General features: G+C 40.2%; 15 protein-coding genes, 1 pseudogene and 1 riboswitch. Of the genes and pseudogenes, 11 read left to right on the top strand and 5 right to left on the bottom strand.

Annotated features, from left to right (window positions below; all coding sequences use genetic code 11):
• Positions 1–17 precede the first annotated feature (17 nt).
• Both yebF and Xvie_RS11795 read right to left on the bottom strand, forming a co-directional pair.
• A complete protein-coding gene (yebF, locus tag Xvie_RS11800; RefSeq protein WP_086109510.1) occupies positions 18–389 on the bottom strand; it encodes a protein YebF in 372 nt (123 codons plus the stop codon).
• A 101-nt stretch (positions 390–490) separates the two neighbouring features.
• Positions 491–673, bottom strand: coding sequence for a YoaH family protein (locus Xvie_RS11795; RefSeq protein ID WP_086109509.1), 183 nt, complete (start codon positions 671–673; stop codon positions 491–493).
• Positions 674–823: 150 nt separating this feature from the next.
• Here Xvie_RS11795 and pabB point away from each other — a divergent pair, with 150 nt between their 5' ends.
• From pabB to mntP, 8 genes are all read left to right on the top strand, one after another.
• A complete protein-coding gene (gene pabB, locus Xvie_RS11790) occupies positions 824–2,194 on the top strand; it encodes an aminodeoxychorismate synthase component 1 (protein WP_086109600.1) in 1,371 nt (456 codons plus the stop codon).
• On the top strand, positions 2,191–2,760 hold the full coding sequence (locus tag Xvie_RS11785; protein WP_086109508.1) for a CoA pyrophosphatase: 570 nt from the start codon (positions 2,191–2,193) through the stop codon (positions 2,758–2,760). Before pabB ends, Xvie_RS11785 begins: the two co-directional genes overlap by 4 nt.
• Before the next feature lie 169 nt (positions 2,761–2,929).
• Positions 2,930–4,294, top strand: a complete 1,365-nt coding sequence (locus tag Xvie_RS11780) for an L-serine ammonia-lyase (RefSeq protein WP_086109507.1) — start codon at positions 2,930–2,932, stop codon at positions 4,292–4,294.
• A gap of 542 nt (positions 4,295–4,836) precedes the next feature.
• A complete protein-coding gene (gene manX, locus Xvie_RS11775; protein ID WP_086109506.1) occupies positions 4,837–5,823 on the top strand; it encodes a PTS mannose transporter subunit IIAB in 987 nt (328 codons plus the stop codon).
• 77 nt (positions 5,824–5,900) lie between these two features.
• Positions 5,901–6,698 carry a PTS mannose/fructose/sorbose transporter subunit IIC gene (locus Xvie_RS11770; protein ID WP_086109505.1) on the top strand — a complete coding sequence of 266 codons (798 nt, stop codon included), beginning with the start codon at positions 5,901–5,903 and terminating at the stop codon, positions 6,696–6,698.
• A 13-nt stretch (positions 6,699–6,711) separates the two neighbouring features.
• Positions 6,712–7,569: a PTS mannose transporter subunit IID gene (locus Xvie_RS11765; protein ID WP_086109504.1), complete on the top strand. Its 858-nt coding sequence runs from the start codon at positions 6,712–6,714 to the stop codon at positions 7,567–7,569.
• 101 nt (positions 7,570–7,670) lie between these two features.
• Complete coding sequence (locus tag Xvie_RS11760; RefSeq protein WP_086109503.1) at positions 7,671–8,129, top strand: DUF986 family protein; 459 nt, start codon at positions 7,671–7,673, stop codon at positions 8,127–8,129.
• A 157-nt stretch (positions 8,130–8,286) separates the two neighbouring features.
• Positions 8,287–8,404: riboswitch (yybP-ykoY riboswitch) on the top strand.
• Between the two features lie 153 nt (positions 8,405–8,557).
• Complete coding sequence (gene mntP / locus Xvie_RS11755) at positions 8,558–9,139, top strand: manganese efflux pump MntP (RefSeq protein WP_139838852.1); 582 nt, start codon at positions 8,558–8,560, stop codon at positions 9,137–9,139.
• A 149-nt stretch (positions 9,140–9,288) separates the two neighbouring features.
• On the opposite strand, the gene rlmA is transcribed toward mntP, so the two are convergent.
• Positions 9,289–10,104, bottom strand: coding sequence for a 23S rRNA (guanine(745)-N(1))-methyltransferase (rlmA, locus tag Xvie_RS11750; RefSeq protein WP_086109501.1), 816 nt, complete (start codon positions 10,102–10,104; stop codon positions 9,289–9,291).
• A gap of 173 nt (positions 10,105–10,277) precedes the next feature.
• Between rlmA and Xvie_RS25805 the strand changes: the two genes are divergently transcribed.
• Together Xvie_RS25805 and Xvie_RS25800 are read left to right on the top strand one after the other, a co-directional pair.
• A complete protein-coding gene (locus tag Xvie_RS25805; RefSeq protein WP_422645931.1) occupies positions 10,278–10,592 on the top strand; it encodes a GNAT family N-acetyltransferase in 315 nt (104 codons plus the stop codon).
• Between the two features lie 12 nt (positions 10,593–10,604).
• On the top strand, positions 10,605–10,829 hold the full coding sequence (locus tag Xvie_RS25800; RefSeq protein WP_422645930.1) for a hypothetical protein: 225 nt from the start codon (positions 10,605–10,607) through the stop codon (positions 10,827–10,829).
• A gap of 46 nt (positions 10,830–10,875) precedes the next feature.
• Here the strand turns inward: Xvie_RS25800 and uhpC are convergent, their stop codons facing one another.
• Both uhpC and uhpB read right to left on the bottom strand, forming a co-directional pair.
• The gene (uhpC, locus tag Xvie_RS11740) at positions 10,876–12,207 is read right to left on the bottom strand and encodes an MFS transporter (RefSeq protein WP_086109500.1); all 1,332 of its coding nucleotides are present in this window, start codon (positions 12,205–12,207) and stop codon (positions 10,876–10,878) included.
• Positions 12,208–12,216: 9 nt separating this feature from the next.
• The gene (gene uhpB / locus Xvie_RS11735) at positions 12,217–13,767 is read right to left on the bottom strand and encodes a signal transduction histidine-protein kinase/phosphatase UhpB (protein ID WP_244175597.1); all 1,551 of its coding nucleotides are present in this window, start codon (positions 13,765–13,767) and stop codon (positions 12,217–12,219) included.
• Positions 13,768–13,917: 150 nt separating this feature from the next.
• On the opposite strand from uhpB, the pseudogene Xvie_RS11730 reads away from it, so the two are divergent.
• Positions 13,918–15,010: pseudogene (locus Xvie_RS11730) on the top strand (phage integrase).
• Positions 15,011–15,570 lie beyond the last annotated feature (560 nt).

The raw sequence follows: 15,570 nt of genomic DNA, 5'->3' as shown, positions 1-15,570 counted from the left end.
ATAGCATGACAAATTGTTTACTTTGCTTCACTATAATTGATGGTTTCTTTTTGGCAATCAATTGTGACATTGTAACTTTTGTCCCTTTTTGTACCTCGGACAATAAGTGGAACCTGTAACGTGTTGATATCACCAGTAATATCATTGGCATTTACCCATGCAATCGGTTTTGCCGTACCTAATTGCTTTCTGTCTTTATCCCAGTGATTAATGCGATTTTGTAAAAAATCTTGCTTAACCTGTGCCGCCACTTGCTCTTTGGTTAAATTTTTACAAGAAATAAACTGGGCCACTCGTTCATTCTCAGCGGCTGTTGCCGTAAATGAAATAGAAAGCAGAACACCTGTACTCAATAAACCAATACGACGAATAAACTGACTTGCCTTCATATTACCTCCTATTACCATCCAAATAATATGGATTAAAAGTTGCGGTAAATTAACATGTAGTAGAAAGTAATTATGTGAGTTTTGTTAAAAATGCGTTGCAACTATTTTTCATCATCCTCAAATAAAGCATGGATCTGCTCATTATCTTGATGCTTTTCACGCAATTCCTGAGCTACGATGGCAATGGCTTCCCCGCTGCTCATTCCTTCTGAAATGAGCTGATGGATTCTTTCTACAGCAGCTTGCTGCTCTTCATGGGATAATGCTGGCATACCTGAAAACATAGCTATAACCTCAAACAAAACATAACAATTAATGGCAAATGGCGATTATAACCTTTTTTATCCCAAGTCAGGAGTAAGATTGTGTGATAATCTCCGCGGATTAATATGTTATTTCTTGTGAATTTGCCAAATACAAACACTGATTCCGTCATGAAAATTGCATTACAAAAACGACAACTACCTTATTCTCTTGATCTTGCTACGTACTATTTTACTCCCCTTTCTGCACTACCTTGGGCCATGCTGTTACATTCCGGAACTGCGGAACACCTTCACAATCGATTTGATATTCTCGTCGCCGAACCTGTGACAACACTTGTTACCCAAAGGGAATCTACCGAAATTAATTATAATGGTAAGGTATCTCTTTCTCAGGAGGATCCCTTCCTGCTACTAAAAGAACACCTTCGTGCCTGTGATATCAATGCTCAATTTGATCCTGACCTACCTTTCCAAGGAGGTGCATTAGGCATCTGGGGATACGATCTCGGGCGACGCATCGAAAAATTACCTGAATTAGCCGCCAATGAACTGAATTTCCCCGATATGGCCATAGGTATCTACGATTGGGGATTGATTATTGATCATCAGCTACAGAAAGCGACATTACTGAGCTACCACAATATTGACGAACGACTGGCATGGTTAGAGTCTCTGCTAGAAAACAAGAAAGAAAATTTTTCCCTGACAAACCAATGGCAATCCAACATGACGGCGCAGCAATACCAAGAAAAAATTGCTCAAATCCATCGCTATCTACGAGATGGTGATTGCTATCAAGTCAACTTATCACAACGGTTCCATGCCAATTATAAGGGAGATGAATGGCAGGCATTTATCCAGCTCAATGAAAGTAATCGAGCCCCCTTCTCTGCCTTTATCCGTTTACCTGAGCACTGTGTTATCAGTATCTCACCTGAACGCTTTATTCTTCTGGAAGACAATCACATTCAGACCCGCCCAATAAAGGGGACACTACCACGGTTGGAAAACCCCGCAGAAGATCAGCTACAAGCAGAAAAATTAGCCAATTCACGAAAAGATCGCGCTGAAAACCTGATGATTGTTGATCTGCTGAGAAATGACATTGGGCGAGTGGCCAGACCTGGCTCTGTCAAAGTACCTGAGTTATTTGTTGTTGAGCCTTTTCCAGCTGTACACCATCTGGTCAGCACCATAACAGCAACCTTGCCCGATACATATCATGCCACTGATTTACTCCGTGCCTGTTTTCCGGGTGGATCAATTACTGGTGCCCCAAAAATTCGAGCTATGGAAATCATTGAAGAGTTAGAACCCCATCGTAGACATGGATATTGTGGGGCTATTGGCTATATTAGTTTCTGCGGTACAATGGACAGCAATATAACCATTCGTACCTTACTGACCGAAAAAGGAAAAATATACTGTTGGGCTGGTGGCGGTATAGTCGCAGATAGCATCGCTGAAAAAGAATATCAAGAAACATTTGATAAACTCGGACGAATCTTACCTCAATTAGGGGAACTCTATATACCATGATATCGATTTCTGACTTCATCCGTCGGTTTCAATTACAACTTCCTGCACAACCAGCACATTTGGCCAACAACCAACGGAATGCCGCAGTATTATTGCCGATTATATGTAAGCCAGAGCCAACGTTATTATTCACCCAACGCTCCACAAATCTCCGTTCCCACGCAGGGCAAATTGCTTTTCCGGGCGGAGCCGCAGATCCTGAAGATTCTTCCCTTATTGCTACCGCCTTACGTGAAGCAGAAGAAGAGGTCTGTCTACCACAAAACAAAGTACAAATTCTGGGGCAATTAGCTCCTTTGGACAGTGCTGGAGGTTATCGTGTCACTCCAGTAATCGGGCTGGTCCCCGATCAAATTTCTTTTCGAACAAACCCCGCAGAAGTAGCAAACATTTTTGAAATTCCATTGTTTGATGCACTTTCCCTTCCCCATTATCAGTATCTGGATATAAAACGCCGTAACCGACAGCACAGAGTCTATTTTTATTGGCACCAAAAGCATATGATTTGGGGATTAACTGCTGCCATTATTTATCGCTTAGCACAGCAAGTTCAAAAAACACCCTAAATTGGACGCAAAACACCATAAAACTGTGCATTACTTATCCATAATCATATCAATTGCTATTATAATTAAAAAAAAACTGTAAACTCCTTTATCAACACTACTAAATAACAGTAAAGTAGCGCGCTTTAATATAAATAACTATATCTCTTTCTTCTTAAAGGAGTCTGGCGTGATTAGCGTTTTCGACATGTTTAAGGTGGGTATTGGCCCATCCAGCTCTCATACTGTTGGTCCTATGAAAGCAGGCAAACAATTTGTCGATGATCTTGTAAACCAGGGAGTAATGTCCTCTATCACGCGTGTAGCTGTTGATGTATACGGCTCACTTTCATTAACCGGGAAAGGTCACCATACGGATATCGCTATCATCATGGGCCTGGCAGGTAATATGCCGGCAACTGTTGATATTGATTCAATTCCAGGTTTTATTCGTGATGTTGAGCAAACTCAACGTTTGCCACTGGCAAATGGTTTACATGAAGTCGATTTCCCTCGCGATGGCGGTATGAACTTCCGTAGCGATAACCTATCACTGCACGAAAATGGCATGCAAGTTCATGCATTTGCTGGTGATAAAAAAGTTTACAGCAAAACCTACTACTCCATTGGTGGTGGTTTCATTGTTGATGAAGAACACTTTGGCAAGCCATCCCAAGATACCAAACCTGTTTCTTACCCATACAGTTCCGCGGCAGAATTGCTGATGAACTGTAGCAAAACAGGCTTGTCGGTTTCTGGCTTGATGATGAAAAATGAACTGGATTTACACAGCAAAGAAGAAATCGCTGAGTATTTCGCAGATATATGGGCAACTATGGAAGCCTGTATCGATCGTGGCCTGAACACAGAAGGTGTTTTGCCAGGTCCATTGCGTGTTCCTCGTCGCGCAGCAGCATTGCATCGTATGCTGACATCATCGAACAAACTGTCTAATGACCCAATGAATGTTGTTGATTTAATCAATATGTTTGCATTGGCCGTCAATGAAGAAAATGCCGCTGGTGGCCGCGTTGTGACAGCACCAACCAATGGCGCATGTGGGATCGTCCCTGCTGTTTTGGCCTATTACAACCACTGCATTGAGCCAGTAACACCGGAATTGTATACCCGCTATTTCCTGGCTTCTGGTGCAGTCGGTATCTTGTATAAGATGAATGCGTCTATTTCTGGTGCTGAAGTTGGCTGTCAGGGTGAAGTTGGTGTCGCTTGCTCTATGGCAGCAGCTGGCCTTGCAGAATTACTTGGAGCAAGCCCTGAGCAGGTTTGTATTGCAGCAGAAATTGGTATGGAACATAACCTTGGCCTGACTTGTGACCCTGTAGCAGGCCAAGTACAAGTTCCTTGCATTGAGCGTAATGCCATTGCGTCAGTCAAAGCGATCAATGCTGCCCGTATGGCCCTGCGCCGTACCAGTGAACCACGTGTTTCGCTCGATAAAGTCATCGAAACTATGTATGAAACTGGTAAAGATATGAACGCGAAATATCGTGAAACTTCACGCGGTGGTTTGGCAATAAAAGTTCAGTGTGACTAATATAATAGATCATTCATTACAGGATGAATGAGTGATCTTGTTGCCTATTTTTTATCACATCTACATTCTATCTGAAATAATATCCCTACTAATCAATAGGGATATTTTTTTGGCTGAAACGAATTACTAAAGTACATTATTTTCCATTTCACAATAAAAACATCACAATTTTTTTATGGGAAAATTAATAAAATGTTACCGGAAACAGAAATAAATACCTAATTACAAAGAATATTTAAAACATTTAAATAAAATAACGAAATTATTTAGAATAAAATCTTGTTTTCACCTATCAAAACAGTCTATCTTAATTTTTCTGACTGATAGCAATTTTCTTTAAGCCTTCAAATGATAATCTAACGACATATTTTCTTATGTAACAAAATATAAAACCATGCGAAATGAAATTTTGAGATAGATTTTCGATACAGTTTTCTATTCACGACTATCCTATTGATTGATAGGGGGTTCAATACGTTAAAAATATTTAGTATGTGCTTGCAATAGGTTTGAATTCAATTGTTATAGAAAGGGGAAAACAAGTGAGTATAGCCATTATAATTGGCACACACGGGGCTGCAGCAGAACAGCTGCTTCATACCACAGAAATGTTGATTGGAGAGCAGGAAAATGTTTCTTATATCGACTTTGTGCCCGGAGAAAATGCCGATACATTATTCGATAAATACAATAAAAAACTAGAATCACTTAATACAGAGCAAGGAGTTCTGTTTTTCGTCGATACTTGGGGTGGTAGCCCATTCAATGCCGCAAATCGTATCGTGGTTGATAAAAATAACTACGAAATCATCACTGGTGTAAATGTTCCGATGCTTGTTGAAGCTTTCATGTGTCGTGACGATGATCCATCCATGGAAGAACTGGTTTCTATTGCATTAGAAGCTGGGAAAGAAGGAATCCGGGCTCTTAAAACAGAGCAAGCCGAAGAACCAGCAAAATCTGAACCTGTCAAACCAACCGTTGCACCTACCTCCGCACCTACTGTTTCAGCACCTATTGCGTCAACAAATACAGCGGGCGGCCATATGAAGATTACCCTCGCCCGTATTGATGACCGCCTTATCCACGGTCAAGTTGCTACCCGTTGGACTAAAGAAACTAACGTCAAACGTATCATTGTGGTCAGTGATGAAGTTGCCCAAGACACCGTTCGTTCCACCTTGTTGAAACAAGTCGCCCCGCCTGGCGTCAGCGCTCACGTCATAGATGTTGCCAAATGCGTTCGAGTTTACAACAATCCCAAATATGCTGGTGAGCGCGTCATGCTGCTATTCACCAATCCAACAGATGTCCTGCGTATTGTAGAAGGTGGAGTAAATATCGAATCCATAAATATCGGTGGTATGGCTTTCCGTCAAGGAAAAACCCAGATCAATAATGCAATTTCCGTTGACGAGTCTGACATTGAAGCCTTTGAAAAACTGAACTCTCGTGGCATAGAACTTGAAGCCCGCAAAGTTGCCAGTGATACCCGTTTAAACATGATGGATCTGCTGAAAAAAGCTTAAAAATAGATGTCATTTTACTAACCATTACTCAATAATAAAATTCTTACCAAATTACATTTGGTTACAGGAGAAAAACAATGGAAATTACCGTTGTTCAACTTGTGTTGATATTCATCGTTGCCTGTATCGCAGGTATGGAATCAATTCTTGATGAATTCCAATTTCACCGTCCATTAGTTGCTTGTACATTAGTCGGCTTAGTGCTTGGCGATATCAAAACCGGCATTATCATCGGTGGTACATTGGAAATGATTGCTCTTGGCTGGATGAATATCGGTGCAGCAGTCGCTCCCGATGCTGCGCTGGCCTCCATCATTTCAACCATTCTGGTTATCGCGGGTGGGCAAAATATTGGCGCAGGTATTGCCCTGGCCATTCCTCTGGCAGCAGCAGGCCAAGTTTTGACTATCATTGTCCGCACTCTAACCGTTGGCTTCCAACACGCTGCAGATAAAGCAGCAGAAAATGGTAATCTGCGCGCAATAAGCGTCATTCATATTTCAGCATTAGTACTTCAAGCAATGCGCATTGCCCTGCCTTCACTGGCTGTAGCATTGTCAGTAGGAACATCTGGCGTTCAAGATATGCTGCACTCCATTCCGGAAGTTGTCACTACAGGACTCAATATCGCTGGTGGAATGATTGTTGTTGTTGGTTACGCAATGGTAATTAACATGATGCGCGCTGGTTATCTGATGCCGTTCTTCTATCTTGGTTTCGTGGCCGCTGTATATGTCCAAAACCTCGTTATACTTGGTATCGTTGGTGCTGTTATGGCGATCCTGTATATCCAGCTTAGCCCTAAATACAATCAATCACAGGTAGCCGCCCCTGCCGGCAACACTCCAAATAGCCTTGATAACGAATTAGATTAACAGGATGAACAACATGTCAGAGACAACAAACATGGGTCAGAAAAAACTGACACAAAGCGATATCCGTGGCGTCTTCCTTCGCTCTAGTCTATTTCAGGGTTCATGGAACTTTGAACGTATGCAAGCACTGGGATTTTGCTTCTCAATGGTCCCCGCAATTCGCCGCCTATATCCCGAAAATACGGAAGAACGAAGACTGGCTATTAAACGTCATTTAGAATTCTTTAATACTCATCCTTATGTGGCAGCACCTATTCTTGGTGTCACTATGGCGATGGAAGAACAGCGTGCTAATGGTGCCGATATTGATGACAGTGCTATTAACGGGATCAAAGTTGGCTTGATGGGACCATTGGCTGGTGTTGGTGACCCCATTTTCTGGGGCACTGTTCGCCCTGTTTTTGCTGCACTTGGTGCAGGTATTGCAATGAGTGGTAGTTTATTGGGACCACTACTGTTCTTCTGTTTATTTAACTTAGTACGTTTGCTGACCCGTTATTACGGCGTCGCCTATGGCTATAAAAAAGGAATGGATATCGTCAAAGATATGGGTGGTGGTTTCCTGCAAAAAATGACAGAAGGAGCATCAATTTTAGGTCTGTTTGTGATGGGGGCCTTAGTTAATAGTTGGACTAAAATCAATATCCCTCTTGTTATTTCCAAAGTACCTGATCCAACGACAGGTGAGATCAATATAACAACTGTTCAAATCATTCTGGATAAATTACTGCCTGGTATTGCCCCACTACTACTGACATTTGGCTGTATGTGGCTATTAAGGAAAAAAGTAAACCCTTTATGGATCATCATAGGTTTCTTTGTTATAGGCATTATAGGTTACTATTTTGGTTTTCTGGGCTTAGTCAAATAATCTGATTAGCAGATATTATTAATTAAAAACATTAGGGAGGAAAAAATCCCTCCCTAATTTATTAAAAATTTGTATTTTTGATTATAAAATCAGAGGATAAAATGGGCTTGAATGATATCATCTTGATGGTTTTGATTGTGTTAATGCTCGCTTTTGCGATTTATGATGAATTTGTCATCAATCAGCTCAAAGGCAAGACGTTGTTAAACATAAAACTTACAAGAAAACATCGGATTGACGCCTTGATCTTCATCATTTTGATTACCATTATTATTTATAATAATGTTATGTCGCACGGCAACCAATTCACGACTTATTTGTTATCATTTATCATACTGGTGACACTATATTTAGGTTATATTCGCTCACCAAAACTAATTTTTAAAAAATACGGTTTTTATCATATCAACCGTTTTTTTTCTTATGAAAGTATTAAAGAAATGAATTTATCTGAAGATGGTATTCTTATGATGGATTTAGAGCAAAACAAAATATATATTTTCGTCACAAAACTAGATGACTTAGAAAAAATTTATCAATTCCTTGTCAACAACAAATAACTTTATTTATTTTAACGCCAAGAGATTAGATAAGATCAATGTAATTTATTGATCTTATTTACTTCCTAAAACAAACCCCATAACGATAATAATTATCATTTGCATATTTGAAATATAGCAAAATATTTTTTGCCTTTTATTCTGAATATGATATTGTCCGCTGCAGTCATTGGGGAGTAGCCTGTTTCAGAAAATCTCTGGAAAATTTGTATCAACATACTCGTTTAAAATAAAACGTGGTACGAATACCCAAATAACCTAATAAAATCTAGGTTTTTATGCTCTATAAATTTCAAGTTTCAGCTAACAAAGTAGAAACTTGGAAAATGACGAGTATAAATCGGTTGGCAAGACCATAGACACATAACAACACCATTGGTTGGGGGTGTGTTGTGTGTATATGGAATCACCCAACCGAGGTTATTTTGATGAATCTCTATGCAACACTTATTCTCGCACTCGCCCTTTCCATGGATGCTTTTGCCGCTGCCGTAGGAAAAGGAGCCGCCCTTCACCGACCTCATTTTTTCGAAGCTATCCGCACAGGCATCATCTTTGGTTTGGTTGAAACCTGTACTCCTTTAATTGGTTGGTCATTGGGCCTGTATGCCAGCCAATACATTATGGAATGGGATCATTGGATTGCCTTTTCATTACTGTTAATTCTTGGCTGCCGAATGATAATTGACAGTTTCAAGCATGAACCTGAAACATATACCAAAGCCCCTCAACGTCATAGTTCAGTGACATTAGTTCTCACTGCTATTGCAACCAGTCTGGACGCGATGGCAATTGGTGTCGGCCTTGCCTTCCTGCAAGTTGATATTCTACACACAGCCATGACAATTGGCCTCATGACTATGATTATGGCTACCATAGGCATGCTAATTGGTCGCTATATTGGTCCGCTACTAGGTAAAAAAGCCGAATTAGTTGGAGGATTAGTGTTAATTGCCATTGGCTTCAATATATTATTCGAGCATCTTAAATTATTTATGTACGCAGAATAAGCTATTATTTCCAATGATCTGGAGTAATATATGCTTTCGTCTTTCTAGTCGCAGCTTTGTTGGCTAAAAATTAAAACCCATTGAGTATAGTACGAACATAATTACGCCAGATCTACAGTCTAATAAAAGTGACAGTAATCTTCTTAATATCAAATACGCCGATATACTTTCAACGTAAAATCGGCTTCACAATTAAACTGTTCTTTCGAGATCAAATGAATTTTAACTTCTTCTGACGCCCGCCAAGCAAAAGGAGTCATCTGCAATAAATTATGAGCTTGTTCACCATCCAATGACATTGCATAAACCAATGTTTCAGTTGAAATTAATTCAAATTCATCCCAGTGTTCATCATTTTCAGGATGTAAATGCACTTCCTGATAAATTAATTCCTTCAATTGGTACAAATGACGAGGACCTGGCGTCACCGTCAGAACGATACCATCAGTTTTCACTACTCGAGCCAATTCTGCCGCCTTACAGGGGGCGTAAATACGTAAAATACTATCCAGTGAGCTATCTGCAAATGGCAACCGATGGCTGGATGCTACGCAGAAATTAACCTCAGGATAACGTTTAGCACCATAACGGACAGCAACTTTCGCCACATCCAATCCATACACCACCAAATCTCGATGAATATTCAACTGCTCCTGAACCGCTGCTGTGTAATAACCTTCTCCACAACCAATATCCAACAAAGATTCAGCGCATTCTGGTAAATATTCGTTAAGTAACTCAATAGTTTTTTGTTGCAGCGCCTGGTAATGGCCAGAATGCAAAAATGCCCTTCTCGCTTGCATCATCTCTACACTATCCCCCGGCTCTTTTGAACGTTTATGCTGAACGGGCAGCAAATTGACGTACCCTTCTTTTGCACAATCAAACTGATGATTGTTTCCGCAACGCCATTGATGGTTAGCAAACAGTAATGGTAAGTGGCATAAAGGACATTGATAAGACATAAAATTCCGGTGGATAGGAAAAATCGGGGAAGTACTATACCATGTTTTTAAAATCCAAATCTTGCATCCTATTATTTTACTAAGGTGAAAAAATTGAATTGACTATTTTTAACGCTAAATTTATTGTTTTTCATTACCATTAAATAACATTTTATTTATAAGACGAGAGCAAGATGCCATTCGATGATCTGGAGACCAAACGGCTTTTGTTAAAAAAACTGGCTTATGGCGATGCTATTCAAATTCAGCAAAAATTTCCTCATTGGGATATCGTCAAATACTTAGATAGCCGTGCAGTCTCTTGGCCTTATCCCGACGATGGGGCAGAATATTTTGTCAAAAAAGTGGCTTTTCCTGCAATTCAATCAGGAAAAGCATGGATATGGTCTATCAGAGTAAAAAATCACCCTGATGAGCTAATCGGTATGATCGGGTTATATGATAAACCAGATAATAACAGAGGTTTCTGGCTGTCTCTGGAATACTAGGGTCAAGGATTGATGGGCGAAGCCTGTGAAAAAGTGACTGATTATTGGTTTCACATACTGGAACAACCCATTCTCAGAACACAAAAAGCCAGTATTAATCAAGGCTCGAAAAAAATCTCATTGGCACAAGGGGCCAGACTAATAAAAATAGAAGAAAAAGAATATGTTTCAGGAAAATATGACTGTGAATTTTGGGAAATAACCAAAGATGAATGGTGTAATAGAAATAGACAATAAGCCCATACTAAATTTGCATATTTCCCTTCATCCATTGGATATAGGCTCATAACTCCTGTTCTTTCTGCCGAGGAAACTGGGCTTGCAGGAATGGAAGTAATAATAAGCCTATCATTACAGCACAAGCAGAAATGGTAATAAACAATCCCGTCCAATGGTAATGTTCTAAAATAACAGCAAAAGGATAGCCAGCCAATGCAGCTCCTGTATAGGCAAAAAGGCCAACAAATCCCGTGGCTGCTCCCGCAGAATCTTTATGGGAACACTCTGCAGCAGCCATCCCAATCAGTAATTGGGGGCCAAAAACGAAAAAGCCAATGGTAAAAAATCCAATTGACTGAAAAATCAAATTTGTCATAGGCATTAACCATAAGGCTGCGACTGATAAGAAAATACCCATCGCAAATATCAAGTTCATCGGCCCACGATTTCCGCCAAACACTCTATCAGATCCCCAACCTGCCACCAGCGAGCCAATAAATCCACCGACTTCAAAAAGAGACAAGACCGCATTTGCACTCACTAAGTCATAATGATGGTATTCTGTTAGATAGAGATTTCCCCAATCGTTAATAACCGTACGGACGAGATATACCAGAACATAACTAAATGAAAGCAGCCAAATATATTTATTGCAAAAAACATAGGATTTTAGGATTTCTTTGGTAGTTAGCCCTTGCCCTTGATTCTCGTGCACCTTTTCCAAATGATCATTACGAAATTGACCAATGGTCGGTAACCCCATAGTGGTGGGTTTATCACGTAATCGCCAACATAAAAATATCCCGGCCAGAATCCCTAAACAGCCCGGCACAATAAACCCTTCTCGCCAGCTAAAATGTAGTGTCAAAAAACTGACAAATAATGCAACCAATGCACTACCTACATGATGTGAAGTATTCCATAGAGACCACCAAAAACCGCGCTCTGAGCGAGAATACCAACTGGTGAGCAATTTAGCACATGATGGCGAACCCCATCCCTGAAACCAAGCATTTAATATCCACAGAATGGTAAACATCACAATCGAGCTGGACAGACCAAAAAAGATATTAATGATACCCGTGGCAATTAACCCGACTCCCATGAAATAACGCGGATTGGAACGATCAGAGATAATACCGGAAAGAAATTTGGAACAACCATAGGTGATATAAAACAGTGTGCCAATAAGACCAATATCTCCTTTATCAAGGCCGAGATCGATTATCATGGCAGGCATCGCATAATTAAAACTTTTGCGTGTAAAGTAAAATAGCGCATATCCCACATAAAGACTCAGCATAATATGCAAGCGCCAATAACGATACTGTTCTCGAATTTCTTTGTCAGATAACGGATTATAATGTGCTGGCTTGGGTTGAGAAGAAACTGTCATGACTGTATCTCAAAGTTTGGGCAAAAAAATAGACAAATCAGTCCCCGAAGATGTCAAATCACCTTGCTGTTTTTCACTATGAATTGAGAACTTTCCACCGAGAGCCTGCACACGCTCCCGCATACCACGTAAACCAAACCCTTTCATATGATCTTCGACCTTACAACCAATACCATTATCTTTGATCAATACATGGATCATTTCCGTGACGGAAAAATGCAGTTCAATACGATCCGCTTGAGAATATTTCATAGCATTATTCAACGCTTCCTGACAAAGACGATATAACGTAATTTTGGTTGTATCACTTAGTTGCTCAATTGCCACTGCTGAATCTGTTGTCCAGTGAATTTCTACTGATATGCCATGAAATTCAAATTCCATATCCCGCAATAATTGCTCTATAGCTTCTTTGAAACCAAGATCATCAAGAATTTTGGGTCGCAACCGACTCAACAACCCTTTAGTCGTATCATAAATATTGAGGGATAATGATTCGATTGTTTTGGCGCAATTAGCACTAATTGGTGTCACTTCTACCCGCTGAATAATATTAGCTTGTGTACGTATAGCCGTAATATTCTGACCAATTTCATCATGTAATTCACGTGCAATCTCCCGCCTTACCGATTCTTCCGCTTTCACTAATTGACGGGACAGACTGTGATTACAATGGAGTTGGCGCTTTAACTGTGCATTGAGATCACGCTGACGTTGCACAGCCATGCCCAACATAATCCCAGTAGCCGTTTGAACCAACAACGATAACAAGAGATCTGTAATCTCTATATTCGAGACACCACTGCGCGCGGCAATCAATGCAATACTGTTCAGCAAAGTACCAACCACCGCACCTTGCCAGCCGTAACGAAAAGCCAATAAGATAATTGGAATAGCCAGACAAAATGGTGCGAAATAACGCAACTCATTCGGGAGACCAACCTGAAGAAAAATATTCAGTACAAATAATAAAACATAAAGTACAACGTGTTTCAGATGAAACTGAATTCGATGTGATACAAGATTAGCGGTCAAAGGAAGCCAAATATTTTGGAACAGATAGTGCCATACTAAATAACACAAAGGAACCAACATAACACCGCCAGTCAAACTCACCAAGAATGCAATGATCAAAGCTGAATGATGATTGCTTATTGCCACCACATTAATAATGGAAGTTGTCAGAATTATACCTGCCATAACTGTGAATCGCTGCCATTGACTGCCACAATAATAATGACTGGCAAACCAAACAAGAGGGAAACTGGCTATGCTGGCTGTTAATACAGTAAACCATTGCGGCTGGCCCATTAGGAGCGCCAAACAAATAGTAAGTATCCATTCTGCGCTGTAAATAGTCGTCCAATAACGCTTGGGAGTATGAAGTACGATACCAAGGCGCAATGCGAAAGGAAAAAATAAGATAGCCAACTCAGATTCATTGACAAAATAATAAGCGATAACCCATAAACAAAACCACCAACAAGAAAACAACAACCAGCCACAAAATGAATTGATTAGATATCGATTAAATATAAAGAAAGATTTTCCAGATAACACATTAACTCCCCACCATTCCTTGCCATTATACTGAATCCTTTGTATTTCTGTTTTTGCTAATTTTCGTGCACTTAAGGGTATTTTAGGATTATCAGCACCCCTAATGGCACCCCTTTATTTCGTGAAAATTTAAACTGGAGAACATCACAGATGGCCTACTATAGCATAGAAAAACGCCCACGCGCAGACGGCACCATCCGCTATCGTTGCACTGTTGGTGTTAAATCTGGCGGTAAGTATATTTACAGAGAGAACCGTACATTCGGAAAACAATCTCATGCAAAAACATGGGGGCTATGCGGGTGGCTGAATTGGCGCAAAACGGTATACCCTCGAATAATGATACTGAAGATTTAACTGTAGGTGACTTGTTACACAAATACATCAGCGATCCCAATCTAGAAAAAAAAAGCAAGACAAAGAAAAAAATCCGTATTGAACTCGTTGTCAAAGAGTGATCTCACAAAACTTACTCTAACTGAACTTTCGGTCAGTCATATTGTTGAACATTGCAAGCAACGACATTCTACAGGAACCACTCCCACCACTATTAATCATGATGTCGCCTATTTGTCATCAGTCCTAAAATCAGCCAAGCCTGTCTATGATATAAATTACACCTCAAATCCCGCACATGAAGCCCGTTCAGTTTTAACTCAGATGGGATTAATCAGTAAAAGCCAGCGGCGTAGTAGAAGACCAGAACGCGAGGAGTTAGAGAGAGTGATGGAGGTACTACGTAGAAAAAGAGGTCACCGGACGTCATATTCCTTACGAGGATATATTGAACTTCTCAATACATTCCTGCATGCGCATAGGGGAAGTATGTAAAATCAGGTGGGATGATATTGACGAAAAGCAGAGATCCGTGCTCGTAAGAGACAGAAAAGACCCTAGAAAAAAAGCAGGTAACCATATGCTTGTTCCCTTACTTGGGGAAGCATAGGATATTGTTCAAAGACAGCCCAAATCTGATAGTGGGCTTATATTTCCCTACAATACAAGAAGTATATCTAATGGTTTTCACAATGCATGTGTCGAACTAGGCATTGAAGACCTCCGCTATAATGACCTACACAGAGAAGGAGCCTGTCGATTATTTGAAGCTAGCTTTTCCATTGAAGAAGTGGCTCAAGTAACAGGCCATCGTTCACTGAATGTATTATGGCAGGTGTATACGGAACTATATCCACAATCGCTGCATGAGAAATTCAATAAGCTAATGCAGCAGAAAGAAGAGTAATACCAAAGGGCAAAATCTGCCCTTTAACATATGGGATACCTGCACAAGCACAGGGTGTTGAGGAAATCTCAATACCCAGAGCGGGATATCATACCTTGCGGCAACTATAGGGATTTCCACCCTAGTTGATTAACTCATTGATTTATCCGAGGCCGTCATTTTGACCCCGCAGAGGATATCAATATTCCTTTGCATCAGATTATCACACATACAACACATAAGAGTGACTAGCTTTATTTCAACCTTCTGCTTAAACCCTAAGTTATTGATAATTTTGGAGTCCTCAATTTGAAGAAGCCGGATAGTTTGAGCGGTTCCAGAACTGGCGGGTAAAAGTCATTGAAGAGCAGTGGGGAAAGGAAGCTGCTGGTGCTTGTAATTTTCACCAAACCAGCATAAAAAACACACAACAAAACTTAAACCGAAGATTGATTTCATAATTCAATCTTCGGTATTGATTTTATTAATAATCTACTAAAAATCATAAATCACTATAATAATTATATCCCCAGAATTCCCACGGACATATTTGATACACAGCCGGTTTTCACCCCGAAAGT

Source organism: Xenorhabdus vietnamensis, assembly GCF_002127535.1.
GTDB classification, from domain to species: domain Bacteria; phylum Pseudomonadota; class Gammaproteobacteria; order Enterobacterales; family Enterobacteriaceae; genus Xenorhabdus; species Xenorhabdus vietnamensis.
The sequence above is the reverse complement of the archived record's forward strand: the minus strand, read 5'-3'. Positions and strand labels throughout refer to the sequence as shown.

Coding starts and splice junctions, on each gene's coding strand:
- yebF (WP_086109510.1), bottom strand. CDS start 389: ATGAAGGCAAGTCAGTTTATTCGTCGTATTGGTTTATTGAGTACAGGT.
- Xvie_RS11795 (WP_086109509.1), bottom strand. CDS start 673: ATGTTTTCAGGTATGCCAGCATTATCCCATGAAGAGCAGCAAGCTGCT.
- rlmA (WP_086109501.1), bottom strand. CDS start 10,104: ATGTCTTATCAATGTCCTTTATGCCACTTACCATTACTGTTTGCTAAC.
- Xvie_RS11770 (WP_086109505.1), top strand. CDS start 5,901: ATGGAAATTACCGTTGTTCAACTTGTGTTGATATTCATCGTTGCCTGT.
- Xvie_RS25805 (WP_422645931.1), top strand. CDS start 10,278: ATGCCATTCGATGATCTGGAGACCAAACGGCTTTTGTTAAAAAAACTG.
- Xvie_RS11765 (WP_086109504.1), top strand. CDS start 6,712: ATGTCAGAGACAACAAACATGGGTCAGAAAAAACTGACACAAAGCGAT.
- Xvie_RS11785 (WP_086109508.1), top strand. CDS start 2,191: ATGATATCGATTTCTGACTTCATCCGTCGGTTTCAATTACAACTTCCT.
- pabB (WP_086109600.1), top strand. CDS start 824: ATGAAAATTGCATTACAAAAACGACAACTACCTTATTCTCTTGATCTT.
- uhpC (WP_086109500.1), bottom strand. CDS start 12,207: ATGACAGTTTCTTCTCAACCCAAGCCAGCACATTATAATCCGTTATCT.
- mntP (WP_139838852.1), top strand. CDS start 8,558: ATGAATCTCTATGCAACACTTATTCTCGCACTCGCCCTTTCCATGGAT.
- Xvie_RS25800 (WP_422645930.1), top strand. CDS start 10,605: ATGGGCGAAGCCTGTGAAAAAGTGACTGATTATTGGTTTCACATACTG.
- Xvie_RS11760 (WP_086109503.1), top strand. CDS start 7,671: ATGGGCTTGAATGATATCATCTTGATGGTTTTGATTGTGTTAATGCTC.